This is a genomic window from Chroococcidiopsis thermalis PCC 7203 (genome assembly GCF_000317125.1).
Taxonomy (GTDB): domain Bacteria; phylum Cyanobacteriota; class Cyanobacteriia; order Cyanobacteriales; family Chroococcidiopsidaceae; genus Chroococcidiopsis; species Chroococcidiopsis thermalis.
Window position 1 is genome coordinate 136,754 of sequence record NC_019699.1, and the last position, 23,178, is coordinate 159,931.

The following is a 23,178-nucleotide window of genomic DNA, read 5'->3' on the forward strand; positions in this document are numbered from 1 at the left end:
GATTTCTACCAGTTACTAGAAATTAAAATAACTCGAAGCGCGTTGCACGAACGAGAAAAGTTATCGAGCGCTAACAATATGAACGTTTCATCCACGACAAACAATGCAATTACAGTATCCTTCGATGCTCTCAACGAAACATCCAACAGACTGCGGCAAGCAGGGGCGATATTTTTAGTCAAAAAAGTAGGGAAAGACCGATATCAAATTATTCTCAAAAAACCGCCAATTGCGATGTTTCAGAGCTTTTAGAGCGATAATGAGTCTTCCGTGCCCATGTACAGTGCAACTCAAACAACAGTAGATAAAAAATTCAGGGATTTTTCGTCAGAAACTCAGGCATTAAGTGCTTCGCACGCCCGACCGGAATCATTCGACATAACAGGAGCATATGACATATCTAAATTCCGTCACAGTTATCGGTCGAGTTAGCCAAGACCCCAATATCCGCTATTTTGAAAGCGGAGCAGTCAAGGCATCGGTCTCGTTGGCTGTACGTCCGCCATATAAAGCTGAAGAACCGCAGTGGTTTGACGTAGAAGCCTGGGGAGCGCAGGCAGAAGTGATTGCTAACTACGTTCGCAAGGGGACTGGGTTAGCAGTCAAAGGCGAACTGGTATTCGACCATTGGATTGACAAAAATACAGGCGCACCTCGCAGCAAAGCATTCATCAGAGTCAAGCTGCTCGAATTGCTAGGTTCGCCCCGCGAACGGCAAGAATCTGGTGCGGCAACCAGTGAATTTCCTACGCCAGACCTCGCCACCATCGCCAACGCCCAGTTCTGATTCCAACGAATTTAACTACACTGCTTCCCCAATTTTCTCGCAACGAAAGTTGGGGAAATGGCTTGCGCCCGCATTATTAATCTCAAACATCATCTCATTAAAACCATGATTATCGCCACTCTCACCATCGCTGTAGAAACAATTAACGAACAACACGACACTGAAGGCATGAAAATCTGTAACGGTGTTGCGTCAATTCAAACCTACTCAAAGGATGGTCCTGTTACCGAACAAATTAACTATCGCTGCCGAGGCGCTGGTGCCGTCCAAGTCAGTGCAGCAGGTACGGGCGCTCAAGCTATAGCTATCGGCTACGTAGACTTCATTATCGTTAACCAAGACACCTACAAAGAAAAGATTCCCTGCCTTGTCATCGATAGCTTCATTCCCAGCCAGTCGGATACGCTCCCCGCTACGCCCACGCCTGACGCATCCGAACCCGTACTTGCAGGAGTCAGTGCTGCGGTCGGTAATGGCAGCATTCCTCAGATCGAGGATAACACCGACACGGACATCCCATTCTAATCGCTGGTAAATTCAACAGAATATTCAGAATTAGTGTTGCCTTCGCGCTGGCACTAATTCTTTTTCTTTTTTTTGCCTTAAAACAGCCACAACTGAAATTTTGATGCTATAAACTTTATGCATTCGGCTCACGCGCAAGGAGCCTTTATGAGCAACAGGAAAATTCTGTCACACAAAATCTATGCCGTCGTCAATCAAAAAGGGGGAGCTGGAAAATCAACTACAGCAGGGCATCTCGCCTACTGGTTAAACCAACAATGCGCCGCGATCTTCGTCGATGCTGACGGACAGCAAAGCGGCTCGCCTTGGATGCAAGACCTTGGAATCAACATCGTTCAAATGCACGATCCAGAGCAATTGTTTGAAGAATTGCCTGTGCTGGCACGTCAGTACGATGCTGTTGTGGTAGATGGACCAGGTAATGCCGGAGAAATTACTAAATCTATCTTGGGACGATGCGATATTGCCATCGTGCCAAACCGCCCCTCCGAGTTTGACCTCCGCAGTAGCGGTACGATCGTCCAGTTCGTGCGACACGTCCGCGAACTGCGAGGCGGAATGCCGGAGGCGGTACTCTTTCTCAATGCTGCCAAAGGCAAGCGCTCGGTGCTGCTGCGGGAAGCGCAAGAGGCGCTCTCGGATTGTCCGCTCAAGCTATCCAAGATAGTCATTAACGACCTTACTTGCATTACCGATGCTCCAGGTCAGCGCAAAACCGTGTTTCAAATGCGAAGCGAACAAGCTTTATCGGCGGCGACAGCATACAACAACTTATTTAAGGAAGTATTGCAGGTGCTCCATGACAAGAAGATCTCTTAAAGAAGCAGTCCAAGGTTCCGGCTTGATTGAGGAATCAAACCTCAAAGCTTTTGTCTTTGGCAATAACATTTCAACCACTGGCGCAACTCCTCCAGCAGGCGATCGCCGAGTTGTCCCTCGCACTTCTGTCCATCGTACCTTTAGCTTTGTTCCCGATCGCCAACCAGTCCGCCACTCCTACGATCGAGAGAAGCTGAAACAGTGGGCCCAAAGCGATATTGCTCCAAATGGTATCCAATCTCCACTTTGGGTTCGTCCTTTGCCTGGAGGTAGCGATCGAGAGTACGAACTAGTAGCTGGATTGCGCCGCCATCTTGCTGCTGAAATTATCGCTCTAGACTCCGTGCCAGTTATCGTCTATCACTGGACGGACGAAGAAGCGTTTGAAGCATCTCTATCTGAAAATACCAATCGACAAGACTTTAGTCCTTTAGAATATGCCGATGGCGCTCTCAAATTAGTTGCGCTGAAGCTAAACTGCTCGATTGATGACGCGGTTAGCCTACTCTACCGCATGGACAATGAAGTGAAAGGGAAAGTTACCCACAACGTTGTGGGTAGCCAGCAAGGGGAAGCGATCGCCCTTGTTTTTAATTTCTTGGGTCAAAGTACGTGGAAGTCATTTGTTTCCCATTACTTGCCACTGCTGAGAAAGCCGAGCGAAGTGCTAGAAGCGATTCGGGCTGGTAAAATTGAATATACTAAAGGATTGGAAATTGCTAAAGAAAAAGATCCAACCAATCGGCGATTGCTACTGGAAGCAGCAATCGAGGAACGGCTATCTTTATCAGCCATTCGCGAACGAATAAAGCCAGTAGCGCCTTCTGGAGTAGAACCAACTCTCCAACACCGCTTCGCCGATACCTACAAGCGAGTCAAGCAAGCCAAAGTTTGGCACGATCCCAAGAAGGCAAAGGAGTTAGAGAAGCTGTTAGCCAGGTTAGAATCGCTCATTCAACAAGAGTAGAAAAAGATCGATCTTGCTGACAAACCAGCAGCACGGTCTTTCTCACCAATTCTAGTTGGAGAGCGTAAAGTCAGTCCGATGATTCAGTAGCTAAATTTCATGCCATCCAAACAGGTTTTTGTCAGAGAATACACTGTCCGCGCCCACGAGCGGACAATCCACACTCGCCTATTCAAGTTGATCTGCCAGCAGTGCCAACAGCCTACAGAAAGAGAATCTTATGGTCCCAGACCGCTCTACTGCGAGACTTGTCGCCCGCCTCACCAGCTTCAAGACACGAGTAAGTTGAAAAGACGCAAGCCCAGACCCGTCTTGGTCAAACGCTCGAAGTCGAAAACTAAGTCCTAGCAACTTGCAGATTAATTGCGATTGTGGGAAAAATCCGTTGACGAGTGATGTATAGCGTGGTGTTAGTCGTTCCCTATACCCAGACAATCTGCTGATGGTCTCGTCACCTCACTCCTCGTAGTGAGGAATTGGAACAACACAAGTAATTTTGCATAGCGCAGCAGCAGAAAGGGTGGAAAGAGGTTGGTTTACGAAACGTTAAGGCTACGCTCGTCCCCAATCGTTCAGCCCTGTTCTGCCTTCAAATGAAAAAGTACGCGCTCTTGAGATCGCTATCTACTTGACAGCAATCTTAGGAAAGCAATCTAGTCGCTAGCGATTTCGTACTGCAACCGATCTGAAAAACTGTTCTTAGGGATTGCTACGCCTCAAGATATCTGGTATAAATATTTACAGATAGGGTGTTTTCAAAGAAACAGCAGTAGTTTTTTCCAAAGTTTTTATCTAGCTAAATTGATAACCGCAACTCTAACGGGTTAGCAGGTTCGTTCGCGACCGCCGCCAGTTTGAATTGAGTCGAACTGACTGCTCTCTACGTCCGCAGTGTCAAGGGCAGTAGGGTGGGGTAAAAGCAGTTGCCTACTTGAGAGAAGATTTGCTTTGCATCTGCTGCAAAGCGCGATCGCCGTTCAACGATAACTTTATTTTCCACAGCAATTGCATCTAGCTTGTCAGATGCCGCTTCCGGCATCGGTCAGCAAAGACGCAGCAATACAGAAAACATCAGCATTTAGCAAGTATTCCAACTATTCCACGTACTAGCACTCCAGTATTCGAGCGAGTGAAAATATCGCCCGATTGTAACGACATATCAATTATGCCTGAATCAGTTACGCCTATCCAACCCGACGCTGCCAAGAAACAGCAACTTCTGCTGCCGTCAAAAACAAAACCAGCCGTCGCCTTCAATCCATCTGCCCTCGACCGTGCTAGAGAAAGGCAAAGAGAACGAGAGTTGCTGACGCAGCAAATTCTAGCACTGCCTTTAGAAGACGTGGCTACCCGATTGGGCATGTCCCCTAAGAAAGGAGAAAAAGGCAAGTGGTGTAACGAGCAATTGAGAAACATTTCCCTGACAGCAGGTAAAGGTTGGTACGACTGGAATGCAGGCGTAGGCGGTAAAAATGCTACAAGCTTGGCGATGCACGTTCTAGGAATAGACCGACGAGCAGCAAGAGATTGGCTGGCAGTTCAGTTCGGATTATCGCGTCCGATTAACTGCATCTCCTCATGCAGTTCTGCTACTACTAAACAACGGCGTAAATCGATAGCCAACACGAGTATAGATCGTCGTCCGTTCGTCATCCCCGTACCGGATGAAAGCAAGTGGATGGAAGTTCAGTCCTATCTGGTGTCACAACGAGCTTTACCTCTGGAGCTAGTAGAGGCACTCCATCGAGAAGGAAAAATCTATGCTAGTGGCATTGCGCCAGCCGTACTCAAAAGCCTGCAACAGCAGGGAAAAAATGGGAAAAAATTGACCAATGCCGTATTTATCAGACAGGACATACACGGCGAAGCTCAAGGAGCCTCGCTCAGAGACGTGCAAGGTAAATTCAAGGGACTGGCAGAAGGCTCTAGAAAGGATATAGGTTGGTTTTCCTTCTTGCAAGGGCAAGGGGAAGTACAGCGGATTGTCCTTACCGAGTCAGCCATTGATGCGATGTCGGTGGCTGCCCTGACCAAATACAAGCACTTAACCACGCTGTATCTCGCTACTGACGGCACTGGTACGCTGCCACTCGAATTACTGCACAATTGTCTCACACGGGGAGGGCAAATTATTCTAGCCCAGGATGCCGATAGAGCTGGAGAAAGACAGGCGTGGAATGTCGTCAAGGCTCTAGGTAAAGGCAATATTATCCGTGCCGCGCCAAACCTTGGTAAGGATTGGAACGAATTCCTCCAAGCAAAGATGACAGCAACTCAGTTAGAGCAGTGGTATAAAGTTTCCGAGTGGTGGCGGATCGCGCAGGCAATAGGCAAGACAAATAAGTACGTTGACAGAGTGAAACTTGTGGCAGATGAGGTAGAAAGCGGTCAGTCTTTGTCAAAAGAAGCTAAAGCATCTATGGAGCAAGACTTTTGTAGGTGGCGAGAGATTGGAGCTTCTTTGTGGAAATGGTGGAGAGCCGCTGTCACGCTAGAAAAAACTGCTGACGACTTACAACAAATTGCCAATACCGCTTTGGCTTTTTACGCAGAGCAACACCCCTTACCTCTAGCTACAGAAATCCTACTGCAATTGCAGCACGATCTCGAACTCTCGCAGCAACTGCACGCTCTACACTCGCGAATTCAAACCTGAAAAATCTAAAAACTGCTTTGCAGCAATGATGAAAGCGTTTATCAGTCGTAACTTACCCATGAACAAAAAATCCATTTGTCAAACTATTGATTCAGCCTGTGGCAACGAACCACGCGATTTTACATTCCAGGAAAAGCAGTACATTCTTGACTACCAAAGTAGCAATGACCGGAGCGATCGCGCTTTTTTGGACGGGCTACTATTTTGGTTTGAGTCTACCACCAGCGATGGTTGCTGGACCCAGGCAAATGTTGAGTTTATGCAGAGCTTTTACTAAGACTGCCCCTTCTCGGAAGAAAATGTCAGGAAGGTAGTTATTTTTATGCTGTAGTGCAAAATTATCTCCAATTTCAATCTTTTCGCACTTTGTCGAAATCGATTTGCTCAAACCAAATTATTTTCGACAGCTATCCTGCTATTGTTCAAGGAAGTCGTGCATCGATGATGCCGGAGTCATCATAGACCCGTAAGGAACTATTGTCCGAGAGCCGATTGACAAAAACAACCAGGTTATAAGTGTTTGGATCGCGGGCTGAGGGTACTTTTATAGCTTCAATACTTTGAAGATTATAGGCAGCAGAACCAAGCGTTTGAGTTAGTGCCATCTGTCCTTCAGCGTTGAGCGATCGCGCCTGGAGCGATGAGTTCGGACAAATTTGTTTCTAGAACGCTTTGACTCTCAGGGTGACAAATGTCTAGAATCGCTTGTAGTTGGTAGTCAACCGATAGCAGAATACGTGGTGGTCCTTTGATCCCCAACAGCCCAGTTTCAGTTTGGACGACAGCGTTGACTTCTTGCAATGCCGTGACGGGATTGTTGGCTAGATATAGTGCTTCAAACGCCTGGGGCGGATTGTATCTGCCACCAAACTTGAGAGAACCAATCGACGATTGTCGAAATCGATTTGATCTGAGAGCTCAAACCATTTCGATCCTGAAAATTTTAAACCTTTGTCTAATAGGAGTTTTAAGCTACCTCAAGTTTATTAAATTCGTTAGCAAATTCACTGAAATCCTGATGCTGTCTTAGTTTTAGAAGATGAGATCGAAATGGTTTGAGCTCTCAGATCAAATCGATCTAAGATACAGTTTCATTTTGCAGACTTGTTAGGCAAACTGCTTGCACAAAGTTTTTTCCAGTCCACACTATTTATGGAGTTTGGATTAATTGAGATTCTTAACTATCTTAATTTCTACAAACGGCAAAATGCTGTAGCGGCAAGCAACCTCAAACTCAGCACCAACGGCTTTAGTCCGTCCTCTGCCATGACGTGTTAGCTGACGGACGAAAACTGATCGCTCTGCCCCACAGCCCAAAGCAAGCTATCCTCACGGGAGGTCTAGAGGCTGCCTATGCAACATTAGGAAACCTGAAGCAGATTATCTCGCTAGAAAGGCTTGCCGATCGGCTGTTAACTGAAGAATTGCAGCGATCGCAGTAAGTATATCAACAACTTTTAAGCACGATTATACAGAAGCGACAGCCGTAAGCCGTCTTTTTAGTTTTCGACTGCCCCTAATGCTTTCAGCGTGGCTTGCTGTGCGGCGGTTAATCCTTGAGCGCCCCCAATGTTCATGCCTTCGTACAAGCGATCGGCTCTCAGGGTTTTGAGACACTCACCTGTTGTAGGATTCCATACCTTAATGGTTTCATCTTGACTCCCACTGACCAAAATCGGACCTGTGCCTGACGGCAAGCTAACGTCAACTGGACTAAACTGAACAGAACAGACCAGACTGGTGTGCCCTTGCAGTACTTTCTGGCAAGCACCGTCTCGGACATCCCACAGCCGGATGGTTTGATCTTCACCACTACTAGCCAGGATACGACCATTGGGGCTGAAGGCAACTGATGTGTGAATCCTATTGATATGGTCGTGTAACGTTGCCAAGCACGTTCCATCCTGCACATTCCAAAATCGAACTGAGAAGTCTGAGCTGCTAGTTGCTAGAATCTGACCATCCGGGCTGAAGGCAACAGAAAAAACCCAACCCATATATCCTTGTAGGGTTCTGAGGCAGGTGCCATCTCGCACATCCCATAACCGCACGGTTCGATCGTTGCTACCACTCGCAAGGGTATGTCCATCTGGGCTAAAGGCGACTGCCCAAACCCAACTGGTATGTCCTTGTAGGGTTCTGAGGCAAGTGCCATCTTGCACATCCCAGAGCCGCACTGAGTCGTCATGGCTGCCACTCGCTAACATTTGTCCATTGGGGCTGAAACTGACGGCGCAAACCCAACTCGTGTGTCCCTGCAATGTTTGGCAGCAGGTTCCGTCGCGTGCATTCCAGAGCCGAATGGTTTGATCTTCACTGGCACTCGCTAGCATGTGACCATGTGGGTGAAACGCCACTGCCCAGATCCAATCTGTGTGTCCTGGCAAAGCCTTGAAAGTTTCTTGCTGCCAATCCCAGAGCCGCACGAGGGCATCATAACCGCCACTGGCTAGCATGGAGCCATCCGGACTAAACCTGACTGAACGAACCCCATTGGTTCGTCCCTGAAACGTCTTGAGGCAGGTGCCGTTTTGGACATCCCACAATCGAACTGAAAGATCCAGACTACCGCTGGCAAGGGTTTGACCATCTGGGCTGAAGGCAACTGCCCAAACACAACTGCTGTGACCTTGTAATAGTTGGAAACAAGCTCCATCCTGCAGACTCCATAACCGCACTGAGGCATCCTCACTCCCACTGGCTAGCATAGAGCCATCCGGACTAAAGCTGAGTGAGGTGACCCAATCAGTATGCCCTTGCAGTATTTTGCGGCAAGTGCCAGTCTGTACCTCCCACAGTCGAATGGTGCAATCGCCACTACCACTGGCGAGGGTTTGACCATCGGGGCTGAAGGCAACTGCCCAAACCCAACTGGAATGCCCCCGCAGTGTGTTGAGGCTGGTGCCATGAGCAACACTCCACAATCGGATCGAGGAGTCTTCACTGGCACTAGCCAGAATCTGTCCATTGGGACTAAAGCTGACTGACGTGACCCCACCCGTATGACCTTGCAAAACCATTAGGCAGGTTCCGTCGTGGGCATTCCAGAGGCGAATCGTTCGATCTTCACTGCCACTCGCCAGCAGTTGACCATCCAGGCTGAAGGCAAGTGTCCAAACCCGACTGGAATGCCCCCGCAGTGTGTTGAGACAGGTGACTGGGAGATGGCTGGAATTACTCGCTTCAGCCAAAGTTGCAGGATTGGACGGCTCAAAATCGATGGTCTGCACATCCCACAACCGAATCAACGAGTCATTACTGCAACTGGCTAGCGTTTTGCCGTCAGGACTGAAAGGGACGGCCCAGACCCAACTGGTATGTCCCTTCAATGTCAAAACCTGTTGACCATCGACCACTCGCCAGAGGCAAATCTTACCCTCTGTATCGCCGGTTGCCAGCAAGCTGCCGTCTGGGTTAAAGCTGACTGACACAACGCTACTTAAGATCTCGGCAAACACAGATGTTGCCAGATCAGCGCTGCGAAAATTGACTCCTGCCAGGTTGACCTGCCGTAGGTCGGCTTGCCATACGCTTAGCTCCGAAAAGTCACAGCCGCGCAAATCGCTTTGCAGATGCACCAGCAGGTTGAGCAGGTTACCCGCAATATAGTTTGGTTGAGGTACTTGTTGCTGTTGCTGCGCCAACATGGTTTTCAACTGCAGCTCAAGGGCTTGGGAGTTGCCAAGCTGGATCAGTAACTGTTCGGCGATCGGCTCAACGATCAACCGCTTCTGCATCTGTCGGACGTAATCTTTTGCCTGAGCTTTAATCAAAGCATGGGTTTTGAGTCGCTCTGGTGTTTGGCTGGAAATTTCTCTAGAGACGCACTGCACGAACTGAGCCGTTACATACTCCAGTACTACCGGCTGGAGAAAGAACCGCTCCCCCTCCTTCTCAATTAGCGATCGCCGCAACAATGACTGAATTGCGTATGGAAGCCGATGCCTGGAGACCGTGGTGACAATATCCTGATTCAACTCAACCAGCGAGTTCGGTTCCCGGTCGATCGCTAGCCAAACGATCGTTTCCTGCTCAATCTCAGACAAGCGATCGAACTGTCGCTGGAGCAAGTCTCGAATGTCATCAAAGACGGCTAACCCTTGCTGGACATAGTTTAACACCTCGGTAATTCTGCCATTAAACAGTTCTTGAGTCGCGGCTGCTACCAGCTTCAGCGCCAGGGGGTTGCCGCGATAGTGTGTCACTAATCTTGACCACTCCGATTCCGTACCTGCAAATATGCCTTTGTCGCGAAACAGTTCTCGTCCTGCTTCTGGGTTCAGTCCCTGCAGTAGCAGCGTTCGTACCGATCGTTCCTTACCTTCCAGTGGCACAATCTCTCTGGGCTTTTCGCGGCTGGTGAGCAGCAAGCAACTCTGATGGGATACCTCCCCAATCTCTTTGAATAGTTGACCATATCCCCCGTAGCCCACTCGATACTGTCCGGTTTGCCCGGCACTCAGAATCGTCTCCGCATTGTCTAGAACCAGTAAACAGCGCTTTTGACGCAACCCCTGCATCAGCTTCAGTAGTTTTCCATCCAGGCTGCTCGGCACAGCAATGTTCTCTCCCTGTGACTGGAGCAAGATAGATAGCACTGTTTCTAACCAGGCTTCAAACGGCGGGGCATTTTGCAGCGATCGCCACACCACCACTTCAAACTGAGTTTGAATCTGCTGCCCCAGTTTGGCGGCCAAGGCGCTTTTGCCAATGCCACCAATCCCCAGCAGTGCCACGACTCGACAGCGCTCCGTCACAATCCATTGCTCCAGCATCTGCAGTTCCCCAGTTCGCCCATAGAACTGGGTGACATCCATCACCTCACCCCAGTCAGCCTGGGGTTGATGCAGAATGGTTTGAGCAGCAGTAGCTGGAGGTGAGGTAGTTGGCTCAACTGCTAAAGCCTGGGTTTGGGTAGCATCAATCAGCGACTGACGCCACTGATGTTCTAACGCCCCGCGAAAGTTGGTTTTACTGACGTTTTCTCCAAGTGCCTGCCCTAACAATTTCCAGAACTTGGGACCCACATCATGCTTGAGATAGCTGACGGCATACCCAGATACCTCGGCAATGTGCTCGTAAGGCTGTCGCTGTATCGAGCCGAGTAGGATTGCCGCTTCCACCTCGCTGAGTCGTCTGCCGGTGTGAGCAAACATGGCTGAATTGGCAATCTGTAGCATCTGCTCAATCTCCATCGCTGCTCAACCAGATTGATTGGTATTATTCAACTTTACCGCAACTCACCTTAACTTTTGGTTCGCTGCATTACATTGTTCACAATCGAACCCTAGTGAAGGCTACAGTTTCTCCAAACTCAGCAAAATCAGATCGAAAGTTAAGGTAGAACTGAGTATTTAGACTTAGTGACAACTCAATTCTATGAGACTAAAGTCCTTAATTTTCCTGTAACGACATCCTCAAAAAACTTCCCTACAGTAGTGACATCAAGTTTATGCAGTCAGCCATCTTGACCTGTAGTAGGTCAAGCCGACGCGGATAACGACAACCAGAAACCCATTTTCAGGAGGAGAGAACTATGACCGCAGTCAACAAGTGGATGATCGACCCCAATGACGCCGTTATGCTCCTGGTGGACCACCAGAGCGGGCTGTTCCAACTGGTCCGGGACATCGACCTGCCGACCCTTCGCCATCACGTGTGCGCGCTGGCGAAGCTGTCCCGCCTCGCCAAACTCCCAACTTTCACCACGGCCTCGGTCCCGGACGGGCCCAACGGGCCGCTCATCCCTGAAATCCACCAGTACAACCCAGAAGCGGTGTACATCCCGCGAACCGGCCAGATCAACGCCTGGGACAACCCGAAGTGGGTCGAGGCCATCGAGAAGACCAAGCGCAAGACCCTCCTCATCGCTGGCACACTCACCAGCGTCTGCATGGCGTTCCCGACACTCAGCGCCCTCGTCGCCGGGTACAAGGTGTTCTGCATCATCGATGCCTCGGGCAACTGGTCCAAGATGGCGACCGACATCACGGTGGCCCGCATCGTCCAGGCTGGGGCAGTCCCGATTGATACGAACGCCGTCCTGTCCGAACTCACGAACACCTGGAACCGACCCGATGCGATGGAGTTCGCGCAGGTGTCGATGGATCACGTCGTCCTGCCCTACCGATGCCTGATGGAGAGCTATGACAAGGCACAGAGCGTACAGAAGGTCGGACACGAGACCAAGCTGGACCAGCTGGAGGCCGCCGGAGCGAAGAAGTGATTCTTGCCGTCCGGAAGGGGTGGCTATTACGGTCATTTGAAGCATTACGTCAGTCGGAGCGGCCCGGCTGCTGTAGCCGTTGATGCAGGGCAATTGCTTCGATGTGCTGCCCTGGAGGTAAGGCTGAAACACCCGCAGCGAGCCTGCCTCTTGCAGGTGTTTCATGCCTTGCTATTGACGCTGGACTATTGAAGGTAGCTTGAACGCTGGAAGCCCTGGTAACAGTCTGGGTGCAGACAGCAGTGGACAGGCAGGTGCCCCAAGGCCGCATCTCAAGATACTCCAACACCAAGTGTATGATTCCATGCCCTGCTTTATGATAGGTTATTCGAAGTTAGGTCTATACTTTGCTAGTAGCCTGAGCATTCTCAGCATGATTACCCAGGGTGCTTTCGCGCAAAGTAAAGCATCTGGGTCTATCGCTGCAAGCCCAACTATAACTACGGCGCAAATCAATGCGACTATAGAACCCCAAGCGACTCCAGTGACTAATACCCAGATAGCCCAAGCTGCTTCATCGAATTGGGGTTTTCAGGATCGTACTGCTGGAATGACTACTTCCAAGGACCCAGTCACCTCGGCATCGCAACTTGCAGACGTACAGCCTACTGACTGGGCTTTTCATTCACTCCAGGCTTTGATCGAGCGTTATGGTTGCATTGCCGGTTACCCCAAAAGAACCTACAAAGGTAATCAGGCTCTAACCCGTTACGAGTTTGCTGCTGGTCTCAATGCTTGCTTAAGGAGTCTGGTTGAGCGAATTGAAGTGCTGACTCCTAACGATTTGACAACCCTTAGACGACTCCAGGAGAATTTTGTGGCGGAGCTAGCCCTCTTGAGAGGTCGGGTGGATAGCCTGGAAGTTCGGACGACTGAACTAGAAGCTAATCAATTTTCTACCACAACTAAACTGACAGGACAAGCCATCTTTGCTGTAACTGGGGGTGGCTTCTCTGGAGAGCGGATTATTGCTCCTACGGGGGTTGAGATTGCTGATGAGGACCCCAACTCTACCTTTATCTATCGGGCTAGTCTCACTTTCAACACCAGCTTTCAAGGTACAGACTTATTGCAAATCCGCCTGGTCACTGGTAGCGATGGTTCTGATGATAATGCTGCTGGTCTTCTGGAGCCTAATTTTGCCAGTGTTCTTGACTTCTCTGTGCCGGGTCAAAATGGCCAGTTTGGCCTAGGTCGACTGTACTACACCTTTACCCCAGTGAAGGACTTCGCCCTTACCGTTGGTTCGGCGATTCTTGCTACGGATTACGTCGATCGGAATAGCTACGCTAATAACAGCGCTAAAGATTTTTCTACCCAGGCATTGATCAACAACTTTATCCTATTACCCACTCCTGCCGGAGCTGGGGCGGTGATTGACTGGAATCCAGGGGCAGGGCCGTTTAGTATCCGAGGTGTTTACGTGGCTGGGAATGCAGGAAGAGCCACTGCTGGGAGTAATGCTGGGGACGGGGGATTTATTGGAGGTCCATCAGCTCCTGAACTTCTGTTCCCCGCTCTTGGGGCTCTTGGGGACCAAGGTGGATTGTTCGGTGCTCCGCATCAGGGATTTGTAGAGCTAGAGTATGCTCTCTCTAACAAATTTGCTTTCCGGCTCCAGTACAGCGGCGGTCAGATTTTTGGTAGCTTTTTCAATGGGGTTGGGGCTAACTTCGAGCTGGCACTTTCACAACAATTGGCTGTTTTTGGTCGTTATGGCTATGCGGTCTACAACGACTCCTCTGTGGGGGACCTTCGCCCCCAATACTGGATGGCAGGTATCTCGCTACAGAACCTCTTCGTGCCAGGTGCTGTAGCTGGAATTGCTGCTGGTCAGCCGCAAATTGAAGGGAAAGTGGGAGATGCAACTCAGACCAATTTTGAAGCCTTCTATAACTTTCCGCTAAACGACGATATCAAAGTCACGCCGTTAGTTCAAGTGATTACTGATGCAGGTAATCAGGGTAGCAACGGCACTATCTACACGGGCACGCTGCGGACCGTCTTTTCTTTCTAGTAAATTGTCAGCTTTAAGATCTCTTAGGGAGTTACCTGCTCGTATCAAAAAGTATTTTGAGCATCCTTTCACTGCCTATGCTGCTTAGTCAGATGTACCCTCAATTATTATCGGGTTAATAACAACTGACAGCTCTTCCAAGCTTTTCTAATACTACGCAAGAGGTACTGATGGAACGATATAGCTGTAAGGTCTGTGGTCACATTTACGATCTGGCGGAGGGCGATCCAAAGTCTGGAATTGCTCCGAGAACAGCTTTTGAGGATCTGCCGGAAGATTGGGTATGTCCAGTCTGTGGCGCGAAGAAAGCAAAGTTTCAGCCAGTGCTACCAGGGGGGATTTAGCGGGTTGCGTCGCAAAGGGTAATGCGTTCTAAACTGTGAAATATATATTGGGAAACGAACTAATGAGCTGTGATTTACAATGCCCTGACTCTACTCCTATCGATAAACCCGAGCTGCGGAGTTTGCCGCCACAACCCTCTGACTACCGTTTGAATGATGCGCTTACCTATGTTGCACAAGAAGTGAATGAGTTACTTCAGCAATCTCATCTTGCAGTTGAAGGTGACAACAATCCGATTGGAACGGTTGCATTTCGAGCTATTGAGCCAGAATACAAGTTCATCATTACCATTGAGCCTCTGACCGATCGGGAATTAGAGGTGTTGCAACTGATTGTTGATGGGCACAACAATATCTGGATTGCTGAGGAGCTTTACATCACTACGGGTACAGTGAAAACCCATGTCCAGAATATTTTGAAGAAACTTTGTGTGGAGGATCGGACTCAGGCAGTAATCCGGGCACTCCGCTCTGGTCTTGTCCACTCAAAGAAAGGAATTAACTAAAAGCTTTGATTAACACGAGTTAGGCCAGACCAGAACCGGGAGGAAAAAATTCTGAATTGGTCTGGGGAAGCCCTTTCAAGTTTGAGTTTACTCACAGAGTCACAGTTCATAATACTCTTTCGTCGTTTCTCTGGGATTATGAGCAACGGCTGCTCACCCTCGACCAAACTGTACCCATTGCCTGCCGATCGCTAACAGATTATGACGAGCAATCACGACTCAAACCAAGTTTTGAGAGTAATTCTCATGCGTTAGATATGCATATGAGTTGGAAGCACTACTGACCATTTTCGACTTTCACAACAAGAGGTAAATATCATGATGCTTAAAAATAAAGTTGCTTTAGTGACTGGAGGAACATCGGGCATCGGTCGAGCCACCGCGATCGCATTTGGTGCTGCGGGTGCAAAAGTAGTGTTCTCAGGTAGACGTGATGTAGAAGGCGAAGCTACTGCGGCGATGATTCGAGAGACGGGAGCAGAGTGCTTGTTTGTTCGATCGGACGTAACTAATGAAGCCGAGGTTCAAGCTTTAGTGGAGAAAACGACTCGACCTACGGCAAACTGGATTGTGCGTTTAACAGTGCAGGCATCGATCCTCCTATTAAACCCCTGCATGAACAATCGCTAGAGGATTTTGACAAGCTGATGTTGATCGATGTGCGAAGGCTATTTCTGTGTATGAAATATGAAATCCAGCAGATGCTGACCCAAGGTGTAGGTGCAATTGTCAATACTTCGTCGACCGCTGGTTTAGTCGGGGCGCAAGGGTTAACTCCTTACACTGCCAGCAAACATGCAGTGATGGGACTGACGCGATCGGCTGCGCTCGACTATGCTAAACAAGTGCATGTCGATCGCATCAATGAAGATATCGAAGGCGGAATACAGAGTGGAGTGACGACTACCCCAGCTCTGTTTATCAATGAAAATCGGTATACCGGGCACTGGAACACGACGGAGTTGATGGCAGCCATGATTGCTGCAAGTCATTAAGTTCCCCGATCTTTGCTCCCAATTCATATCTGACTTGTCTGTAAGTGCCGTAAGCTATCTAATTTTGATGGCTAGATTTTGCCTGTTTCACTGAACAAAATTGCCGCTTTTTGAACCATGACAACAGTTACCATGCCAACAACTGAATTCCTGGGTATTGATTTAGTCAATTATAAATCAGTATTCCATTGAGGATAGTTCTATGACGCATTCACTAGTACAAGGCAAGAATAATTCTGGGTATGAAGGTACACCTCAGACTGATCTTCTTCGCGACTCCTCAGTTAATCATGCCCTAATTGCGATCGCGCAAGAAATTACTGAGCTGCTGAAACAAACTTACCCGATACAAACTGATGAAATTAAAACAGGAGAAACAGAATGATACTGCAAGATAAAGTCGCTTTAGTGACTGGAGGCACATCGGGAATTGGTAGAACAACGGCGATCGCTTATGCCCAACAACAAGCAAAGGTGGTGGTGGTTGGTCGTCGAATGGATGAAGGTGAACAAACGGTTCGATTGATTCAGGAAGCTGGCGGAGAGGCGATTTTTGTGCAAGCAGATGTCACGAAAGAAGCCGATGTTGAAGCAATGGTTGATAAAGCGGTTGGTGTTTTTGGTCGATTAGATATTGCCTTTAATAATGCAGGAACGGCTGGCGAAAATCCCTCATTGATTGAGCAAACAGAAGCGGAATACGATCGCACGATGAACATTAATGTCAAAGGCGTTTGGTTGTCGATGAAATATGAAATTGCTCAGATGTTGAAACAGGGAAGTGGTTCAGTCGTCAATATGGTATCTGCGGTTGGAGTCGTTGCACTTCCTAACTTACCCCTCTACGCTGCGAGTAAACATGCAGTAGTAGGCTTAACAAAAGCTGCTGCACTCCAATATGCCAAAGCGGGTATTCGCATCAATGCCGTTGCACCAGGGTCAATCGAAACAGATATGTTTGAAGCAGCTCCGGATGAAGTCAAAGCCTACTTGGTAGGACTTCACCCGATCGGACGAGTTGGAACACCGCTTGAAGTTGCAAATGCAGTCCTGTTTTTATCATCTGAGATGGCATCGTTCGTAACAGGTGAAACGTTGATGGTCGATGGCGGGGCTGTAGCGCAGTAGGCGATCGGCAGTGCGAAATGCACGATGTTCTGAACAGTTGAGTGCTGGTAGTGTGAAGGCCGGTTTGTACAACGGCACTGTTTATTCTAAATCAAGAAGAGTTGGCACAGATGGAATCTATGAAAGCAGTCGTATTAACTGCGTTTGGTGATGCTGAGAAATTTGAGATTCAAACTGTTCCTATACCAACACTGAAGGCAAATCAGGTGTTAGTTAGAGTTTGTGCAACCTCGATTAACCCGGTCGATTATCAAACTCGTCGTGGTGATTACAAGGAACTGGTTCGATTACCCGCCATCATTGGAGTCGATGTTTCAGGGGTGATTGAGGCAATTGGCGAAGCTGTGACTGATTTCAAGGTGGGAGACAACGTGTATTACTCGCCGCAAATTTTTGGAGAATTCGGTAGCTACGCTCAGTATCATGTGGCTGATGCAGCAATTGTTGCATTGAAGCCTGCTAATCTATCGCACATTGAAGCAGCTTCTTTTCCGCTTGCAGGCGGAACTGCTTGGGATTGTCTAGTGACTAGGGGCAATCTACAAGTTGGTGAAACAGTTCTCATCCATGCGGGTGCAGGTGGAGTGGGTTCGATCGCAGTTCAACTCGCCAAAGCGATAGGGGCATACGTTTTTGCGACGTGTAGTTCTAGAAACCGAGATTTCGTGACAGAACTGGGCGCAGATCGGGTGATTGATTACAAAAATGAAGATTACGTAGAAGTCATTCGTCAAGAAACAAATGGACTGGGTGTGGATTTAGTTCTAGATACGATCGGCGGAGAAACAATTCAGCGTAGTCTAGACATCATTCGTCCCTTCGGTAGGCTTACAAGCATTGTAGACATTGCAATACCGCAATCGCTTCTTGAAGCATGGGGTAAGAATCTGACGATTCATTTTGTGTTTTCACCCCAGTACCGAGCAAAATTAGAGGCTTTGACAAAACTCATCGAGCGTCATCAGCTTCGCCCAGTGATTGATTCAGTATTTTCTTGGGATCAGGTCGTTCTGGCACATCAGCGTCTAGAGCAGGGAGGAACACGGGGTAAAATTGTGCTGAAGTTTACAGAAAATTAGACCAGCTTTACGGCGTTGGTAATTGCTAAATGGGTCGGAGTTTGATTGTGTGCTGAAGGTCAATATTGATTGGAACAGGAGAAACAGGATGATACTGCAAGATAAAGTGGCTTTAGTTACTGGAGGAACATCGGGAATTGGCAAAGCAACCGCGTTAGCGTTCACGCAGTATAGCGCAGCGTTTAGCTTAACGAAGTTATCGCTTAAAGCATCCAATTGAACAGAGGAGAGATTCACATGTCAGTCAAAAATAAAGCAATCTTAGAAGAGGCAAACGCGGCGGTCGCGCTCTGGCAACAATGAAGGATTCTTGTCGTTCTGCACCGACGACACGAAATGGGCATTTGTCGGCGACAAGTTTCTTAAAGGAAAAGAAGCTGTTCGCCAATGGGTGGCAACGACATACATAGAACCACCAAAGTTTATGGTTGCTAACTTAATCGCTGAGGGTGATTTCGTCATGGTACTCGGCAACATCACAATGAAGGACGAAGACAGGATAAGCGGCTGATTACTCGTACTGCGATGTCTGGCGCTTTCACGGCGGTAAGATTGTCGAATTAAGGGCTTTCGTCATCAAATTCACCGTGTGGCACAAGTCCTTGACCTGATCAAGACATCCGCCATGCAGCCTACAGTAAAGCGCTCCAGCAGCTTGTAGCCGGTGCTCGTGAGGGTTGTGTTGCAAAAATAGGAGCAGCAGGTGTTAGGGTGAGAGATCGTGTCTGGAAAGTAATGATCTCCATGTCCAAGTTCAACCCCCTTTAAGTGGCGGCACATCAAACCGGAAATCACCTTGCTGTGCCTGCGCTGGTACTTGAGTTACCCGCTTTCCTATTGGTAAGTGGCTTAGATGGTAAATGAGCGGGGAATGAATTTGAGCAAGCTTATCCGTTATATGAGAAGTAACCAAATTTAAGCAGTCTGAGGTTTTGAATCTACCGTAGTACGTGTTTCAAGAAGTGGAGCGAGAAGGTTTGAGTTAGCAAGAGAACAATAAAAACTTGACCATCTACCCATATGTTCAACCATATCAAGACCAATGAACCAATGGTACTCCGCTTCGGAACTGGCAGGGTTGCCAGGAATGCCCTCGTTTAGGGAAAACGTAGCTAGAAAAGCTAGAGTTGAGAGTTGGAAATTCCGTCAGCGCAGTGGCCGTGGTGGTGGACGAGAGTACACTTTAGCAAGTTTGCCCCAAGTTACTCAAGCCGCACTGTCTGCATCTACTGATAGTATTTCTGTAGAAGAGGATGCTAGCCCAGTACGAGGAGAACTTTGGACAGAATGCGAATTAAATATACTAGCTGCCTTACCAACCCAAACGGATTTTGTTATTGCTAGTACATCTGCCGAAGCAAGTGCCAATCTAGCTTTAATCAACCCTCGGTTTTTTACCAAAGCTGAAGCTGTTAGCAGAAAAACAGAGCAGCAGACTGATTCTTGGTTAGAGATTCTGAAAGTCCATGAGTTTTGGTGCGAGAATAGAAGTTTTACTAGTGCTGTAGTCCGCGACCTAGAATTTGTCAAAGTCTACAATGAACGACAGCTCAATCTTCCTGACTGGGTTTATTTCCACGTAAGCCACATCAGCTACGCTACACTTAAGCGCAAAAGAAAGCAGAGGCGAACAACAGAGCAGATAAGCGCTTTAGGTGGCAATTATGGCAATAGAAAAAGCCAGGGAAAAATTGATGCCAATCCAGTCCTACAGCAAGCAATTGAAACTTGTATAGCAGTGGGAGGAAAACACTGGGGAGCAACCCAGATTTACGACATCCTGCTACTAGAGTTCGGCTACAAGCCAGAAGATTTTTCCTTGGGACAGTTACGCGCTTGGCTGCGGAAGTTCGCAAGGGAACATCCGCAAAAGTGGGCAATGTATATGGACGCTAACCGTGCCAAAAGCGGGAGCGCTCCCGCTTTTGGCTCTCGTTCTCAATCAGTTATGCGCCCGAATCAAGTTTGGGAGATAGATAGCTTTTAGAACGATGTCGTGCTCAAATACACGTGCCAGCTGACTCAAACCATAACAGTCAAACGCTACTCGCTGATTGGCTGTATCGATCTGTTCACGCGACGGGCATTGTTATTGCTGTCAGATACCAGTAAAGCAGAAGCCATTTGCCAGTTGTTGGCCACAGCAATGACGAAATGGGGCGTACCAGAAGAAGTTCGTACCGATCGCGGCAAGGAATATCTCAGCCGCCGAGTCCAACGGTTTTTGGAAAACTTAAGCGTGAGAACCAGCCGCTGCTTGCCCAGACATCCCGAACAAAAAGCTTTCATTGAGCGATTTATTCATACATTTCAACACCGGGACTTACCGAAATTACCTGGATTTGTCGGACATAGCGTCACAGACCGACAAGCATTAAGAAGCCATCCAGATTGGCAGGAAACAGCAATCGAACTTTTGATGACACCAGAAGAGTTTCAAACTTGGGCAGAAGCTTGGATTGTCGCCTACGAGCAACGACCACACGGACGAGTCGGGATTGGTTTAGAAGGTAAGTCACCTCTAGAAGTATTAGAATCAGCAATCGCCCAGGGCTGGCAAAAGCAGCAGATTCGTAACTCGCGCGAACTGGATTTTCTAATGATGGCAGCACCAACCAAAGATGGTATGCGAAGAGTAGGTCGTCAAGGAATTTCACTCAACGGACGACTTTACATTGCTGGCGAGCTGGGAGACTGGATTGGTAAGCGAGTATATGTCTGCTTTTCACCGCAAGACCTAGTTCAGATTCACGTATATCAATCGCCCACTCTTAAGGAGTACATCTGTCAAGCCGTTTGGCGAGAAGCTGGGCAGATTAACCTGGCACAATTTGCCAAACAAGCCCGACTTGTCTACGAACTCTTAAAGCAAGAAGTCAAACAATCTCGCAAGCGCGGGCAGGCATTGCTACACAAAATTGCTCGAGAGCCAATGTCGCTTTTGGGTCAGGTGCAGGAGGTTTTACCATCGGTACAGTCTCAACTTTATAACTATCCCGCTTTAAGTGCGATCGCTCAAGCGATTGCATCAACAGAACCACAGGATACACAATTACAAATATCTCCTGAGCAATACCAAGCAGAGTTAGCGAAATTAGAAGCATCTGAGGCAGAGCGACTAGCAGGACAGCAGCAGGCGATCGCGCTCAACCAACAATTAGAGCAGCTGTTTGAAGCTTGGCAAAGTGGAGCAGATGTAACAGAAATCTCTTCCCAATCTTTGAGCGATGTCAGGCACTACTTAGAGACTTCCCCAGGCAAAGGATACTTGGCAGCACTTACTAATTCTAAGCAAGAAGAACAGCGATTCTGCGCCTGGTTGACTGGAGATCGGTCTACTCAAGTAACTGCGATTGAGCCAAATCAACTACTCCAAGCTGTCTTTCAACAATGGAAGCAAGGGCTGGAAGTTCTGTTGAGCGAGAGAGAGTTTGTCGCTCATTACATTCAACTTCCGGCTGGAAAAGGAACGTTGAGTGCTCTAGCAGAAGATCGACAAGAGCAACAGGATTTCTATCAATGGCTATCTCAGCCAGAAATAGCTGCGACAATCTATCACAAACGTTGATTTAATTATTCTATGCGACACAAGTTAGTCAAAGTCAAAAACATTATTAGTCTTTCGAGTGCTTTTCAAGAATCGAAGCATAGCGCCGCAGCAGTGCCTCGAATGGGCTTACTTTACGGCTTTACAGGAATTGGCAAAACGACTGCTACTGCTTGGTTGGTGAATAAAGAAAATGGGATTTATGTCAGAGCCACTGCCGTTTGGAGTCTCAGCGCCATGCTACAGGACATTTCGATTGAATTGTCTATCGATCCCCCCAGCTTACCTGCCAAAATGCTAACTGCTGTTAAAGAGCAAATAAAACTGAGTAGACGACCCTTGTTTATCGACGAGGCAGACTATCTGTTTCATCATCCGAAGATGTTGCAAGTAGCACGAGACATCCACGACCTTACCGAACTTCCAGTTTGGCTAATTGGCATTGACGGTGTGGAGAAGAAAATCGCCAATCGTAAAATAGTTGCGGGGCGGATTTCTCAATGGGTGAAGTTTCAACCCTGCGACCTAGAGGATACGCGCTTATTAGCTAAAGAACTTTGTGAAATTGACATCCATGAGGATTTGTTAGTCAAGCTACACGAGTTATCGAACGGTAGTATTCGCCTGATTACGGTTGGTTTAAGCCGCGTGGAAGCTTTTACTAAAGCACAGAGATGGCAATCTATCACCCCTGGGCAATGGAGTGGACGACCATTTTTTCTGTCTCGACAAATGTAGGCGCTCGTTTACAACTTATAGCTTTCTTTAAAACTATAAATAATTGCTTAATTAACTGAGTCTGTTTGAAAAATTATCGCTCGTAAGCTGTTTAATGCTAGGAAAAGAGAAATCAATTCAGTTAGAGCAACAAAACACTAACTCGATTCAACTAGAAGAATTTTACTGCGATCGCCCCTGGTCTGATGTTTGGCAAGCTACACTAGCTAGGCAATGGCTAGGGCGACCATCTTCAATGATTCAGCAAGACTGTGGTGCAATGCAGTGGCTAGAATTTTGGTTGAGGATTAGCGATTCTCAAGCCCTCACCTTACTAAGTCATTTTGAGCGAGCGGGATACTTAAAACGCCAAGAACAAAGTGGTAGATATCCGCATTATAAAGTAGAGCCTTTGTATTATGAGAAAATTCGTCTTTATCTTGTGTTTAATCGTTCCTGTCAGCGCGTTACCAAAGAAATAAATCTTTGTGTGTTAGACGATTCAAACTTTGCCATTCACTGTCATCGTGCTTGGACAAGTATGCGAATACTTTGTACTTTTAGTTTACCTCAGATCGTCATTTGCTCTGAGATTGAGCAGTCAATTGCTGAAGAATTTGTCATCAACTCTATCAAATTGGCTATCTTCAACTAGTTGAGTGCTATGACCAAAGTCTTATCGGTAGTGAGAATGTCTATCGCCTTTGTCTAAACTCTGGACCCTTAGCTCCGTTCATTTGTGCTGATGGCATTGTCTACGATTTCAATTCTCGTAAATTTTACATGACTCAGTAAATTGAAGAGATAACGAACCTAAGTTTACCATTTTAAGCGTCGTTTTTTGTTGAATATTGCCTCAGTAATT

The 23,178-nt window shown here is 47.9% G+C and carries 24 protein-coding genes and 3 pseudogenes; 23 read left to right on the plus strand and 4 right to left on the minus strand.

Going from position 1 to position 23,178, the window contains the following annotated elements:
* The first annotated feature begins 78 nt into the window (after positions 1 to 78).
* The 6 genes from CHRO_RS31395 to CHRO_RS30995 all read left to right on the plus strand — a co-directional run bounded on the left by CHRO_RS31395 (position 79) and on the right by CHRO_RS30995 (position 3,446).
* Positions 79 to 252: a hypothetical protein gene (locus CHRO_RS31395; RefSeq protein WP_015163024.1), complete on the plus strand. Its 174-nt coding sequence runs from the start codon at positions 79 to 81 to the stop codon at positions 250 to 252.
* 139 nt (positions 253 to 391) lie between these two features.
* The gene (gene ssb / locus CHRO_RS28165; protein ID WP_015163025.1) at positions 392 to 787 is read left to right on the plus strand and encodes a single-stranded DNA-binding protein; all 396 of its coding nucleotides are present in this window, start codon (positions 392 to 394) and stop codon (positions 785 to 787) included.
* A 57-nt stretch (positions 788 to 844) separates the two neighbouring features.
* Positions 845 to 1,312, plus strand: coding sequence for a hypothetical protein (locus tag CHRO_RS28170; protein ID WP_015163026.1), 468 nt, complete (start codon positions 845 to 847; stop codon positions 1,310 to 1,312).
* 147 nt (positions 1,313 to 1,459) lie between these two features.
* Positions 1,460 to 2,131 (plus strand): AAA family ATPase, encoded by a 672-nt coding sequence (locus CHRO_RS28175; protein ID WP_015163027.1) that lies wholly within the window; start codon positions 1,460 to 1,462, stop codon positions 2,129 to 2,131.
* The gene (locus tag CHRO_RS28180; protein ID WP_015163028.1) at positions 2,112 to 3,098 is read left to right on the plus strand and encodes a ParB/RepB/Spo0J family partition protein; all 987 of its coding nucleotides are present in this window, start codon (positions 2,112 to 2,114) and stop codon (positions 3,096 to 3,098) included. The genes CHRO_RS28175 and CHRO_RS28180 overlap by 20 nt, the downstream gene beginning before the upstream one ends.
* A 99-nt stretch (positions 3,099 to 3,197) precedes the next feature.
* Complete coding sequence (locus tag CHRO_RS30995) at positions 3,198 to 3,446, plus strand: hypothetical protein (protein ID WP_015163029.1); 249 nt, start codon at positions 3,198 to 3,200, stop codon at positions 3,444 to 3,446.
* Between the two features lie 532 nt (positions 3,447 to 3,978).
* On the opposite strand, the gene CHRO_RS33025 is transcribed toward CHRO_RS30995, so the two are convergent.
* Entirely contained in the window at positions 3,979 to 4,137 is a 159-nt protein-coding gene (locus tag CHRO_RS33025; RefSeq protein ID WP_181824420.1) for a hypothetical protein, read from the minus strand.
* 126 nt (positions 4,138 to 4,263) lie between these two features.
* On the opposite strand from CHRO_RS33025, the gene CHRO_RS28185 reads away from it, so the two are divergent.
* Both CHRO_RS28185 and CHRO_RS28190 read left to right on the plus strand, forming a co-directional pair.
* Positions 4,264 to 5,754: a toprim domain-containing protein gene (locus CHRO_RS28185; RefSeq protein WP_015163030.1), complete on the plus strand. Its 1,491-nt coding sequence runs from the start codon at positions 4,264 to 4,266 to the stop codon at positions 5,752 to 5,754.
* Between the two features lie 58 nt (positions 5,755 to 5,812).
* On the plus strand, positions 5,813 to 6,031 hold the full coding sequence (locus tag CHRO_RS28190; RefSeq protein WP_181824421.1) for a hypothetical protein: 219 nt from the start codon (positions 5,813 to 5,815) through the stop codon (positions 6,029 to 6,031).
* A 145-nt stretch (positions 6,032 to 6,176) separates the two neighbouring features.
* Here CHRO_RS28190 and CHRO_RS33030 read toward each other — a convergent pair whose 3' ends face one another.
* Together CHRO_RS33030 and CHRO_RS28195 are read right to left on the minus strand one after the other, a co-directional pair.
* The gene (locus tag CHRO_RS33030; RefSeq protein ID WP_071925507.1) at positions 6,177 to 6,359 is read right to left on the minus strand and encodes an RES family NAD+ phosphorylase; all 183 of its coding nucleotides are present in this window, start codon (positions 6,357 to 6,359) and stop codon (positions 6,177 to 6,179) included.
* Positions 6,360 to 6,366: 7 nt separating this feature from the next.
* Entirely contained in the window at positions 6,367 to 6,639 is a 273-nt protein-coding gene (locus tag CHRO_RS28195) for an RES domain-containing protein (protein WP_084739239.1), read from the minus strand.
* A gap of 386 nt (positions 6,640 to 7,025) precedes the next feature.
* On the opposite strand from CHRO_RS28195, the gene CHRO_RS33035 reads away from it, so the two are divergent.
* Positions 7,026 to 7,196 carry a hypothetical protein gene (locus tag CHRO_RS33035; protein WP_181824422.1) on the plus strand — a complete coding sequence of 57 codons (171 nt, stop codon included), beginning with the start codon at positions 7,026 to 7,028 and terminating at the stop codon, positions 7,194 to 7,196.
* 57 nt (positions 7,197 to 7,253) lie between these two features.
* Here the strand turns inward: CHRO_RS33035 and CHRO_RS28200 are convergent, their stop codons facing one another.
* The gene (locus tag CHRO_RS28200; protein ID WP_041463609.1) at positions 7,254 to 10,949 is read right to left on the minus strand and encodes a WD40 domain-containing protein; all 3,696 of its coding nucleotides are present in this window, start codon (positions 10,947 to 10,949) and stop codon (positions 7,254 to 7,256) included.
* A 341-nt stretch (positions 10,950 to 11,290) separates the two neighbouring features.
* Here CHRO_RS28200 and CHRO_RS28205 point away from each other — a divergent pair, with 341 nt between their 5' ends.
* The 14 genes and pseudogenes from CHRO_RS28205 to CHRO_RS28270 all read left to right on the plus strand — a co-directional run bounded on the left by CHRO_RS28205 (position 11,291) and on the right by CHRO_RS28270 (position 22,968).
* The gene (locus tag CHRO_RS28205; RefSeq protein WP_015163033.1) at positions 11,291 to 11,980 is read left to right on the plus strand and encodes an isochorismatase family protein; all 690 of its coding nucleotides are present in this window, start codon (positions 11,291 to 11,293) and stop codon (positions 11,978 to 11,980) included.
* Between the two features lie 373 nt (positions 11,981 to 12,353).
* Positions 12,354 to 13,997, plus strand: a complete 1,644-nt coding sequence (locus CHRO_RS28210) for an iron uptake porin (protein WP_245570600.1) — start codon at positions 12,354 to 12,356, stop codon at positions 13,995 to 13,997.
* A gap of 170 nt (positions 13,998 to 14,167) precedes the next feature.
* Entirely contained in the window at positions 14,168 to 14,341 is a 174-nt protein-coding gene (gene rd / locus CHRO_RS28215; protein WP_015163035.1) for a rubredoxin, read from the plus strand.
* Positions 14,342 to 14,403: 62 nt separating this feature from the next.
* Positions 14,404 to 14,847, plus strand: coding sequence for a helix-turn-helix domain-containing protein (locus CHRO_RS34655; RefSeq protein WP_015163036.1), 444 nt, complete (start codon positions 14,404 to 14,406; stop codon positions 14,845 to 14,847).
* 321 nt (positions 14,848 to 15,168) lie between these two features.
* Positions 15,169 to 15,842: pseudogene (locus CHRO_RS28225) on the plus strand (SDR family NAD(P)-dependent oxidoreductase).
* 202 nt (positions 15,843 to 16,044) lie between these two features.
* The gene (locus CHRO_RS28235; protein WP_015163037.1) at positions 16,045 to 16,227 is read left to right on the plus strand and encodes a hypothetical protein; all 183 of its coding nucleotides are present in this window, start codon (positions 16,045 to 16,047) and stop codon (positions 16,225 to 16,227) included.
* A complete protein-coding gene (locus tag CHRO_RS28240; protein WP_015163038.1) occupies positions 16,224 to 16,970 on the plus strand; it encodes an SDR family oxidoreductase in 747 nt (248 codons plus the stop codon). The genes CHRO_RS28235 and CHRO_RS28240 overlap by 4 nt, the downstream gene beginning before the upstream one ends.
* Before the next feature lie 110 nt (positions 16,971 to 17,080).
* Positions 17,081 to 18,049, plus strand: coding sequence for a zinc-dependent alcohol dehydrogenase family protein (locus CHRO_RS28245; RefSeq protein ID WP_015163039.1), 969 nt, complete (start codon positions 17,081 to 17,083; stop codon positions 18,047 to 18,049).
* 88 nt (positions 18,050 to 18,137) lie between these two features.
* Positions 18,138 to 18,227 (plus strand): annotated as a pseudogene (locus CHRO_RS35125) (short chain dehydrogenase); the annotation flags it as partial.
* A gap of 59 nt (positions 18,228 to 18,286) precedes the next feature.
* Positions 18,287 to 18,660 (plus strand): annotated as a pseudogene (locus tag CHRO_RS28250) (nuclear transport factor 2 family protein).
* Positions 18,661 to 19,091: 431 nt separating this feature from the next.
* Positions 19,092 to 20,036 (plus strand): DNA-binding protein, encoded by a 945-nt coding sequence (locus tag CHRO_RS28255; protein ID WP_084739240.1) that lies wholly within the window; start codon positions 19,092 to 19,094, stop codon positions 20,034 to 20,036.
* Between the two features lie 9 nt (positions 20,037 to 20,045).
* A complete protein-coding gene (locus CHRO_RS28260) occupies positions 20,046 to 21,617 on the plus strand; it encodes a Mu transposase C-terminal domain-containing protein (protein WP_041463611.1) in 1,572 nt (523 codons plus the stop codon).
* A gap of 12 nt (positions 21,618 to 21,629) precedes the next feature.
* A complete protein-coding gene (locus CHRO_RS28265) occupies positions 21,630 to 22,334 on the plus strand; it encodes an AAA family ATPase (RefSeq protein ID WP_015163040.1) in 705 nt (234 codons plus the stop codon).
* A 94-nt stretch (positions 22,335 to 22,428) separates the two neighbouring features.
* Entirely contained in the window at positions 22,429 to 22,968 is a 540-nt protein-coding gene (locus CHRO_RS28270; RefSeq protein ID WP_015163041.1) for a hypothetical protein, read from the plus strand.
* Positions 22,969 to 23,178: the final 210 nt, after the last annotated feature.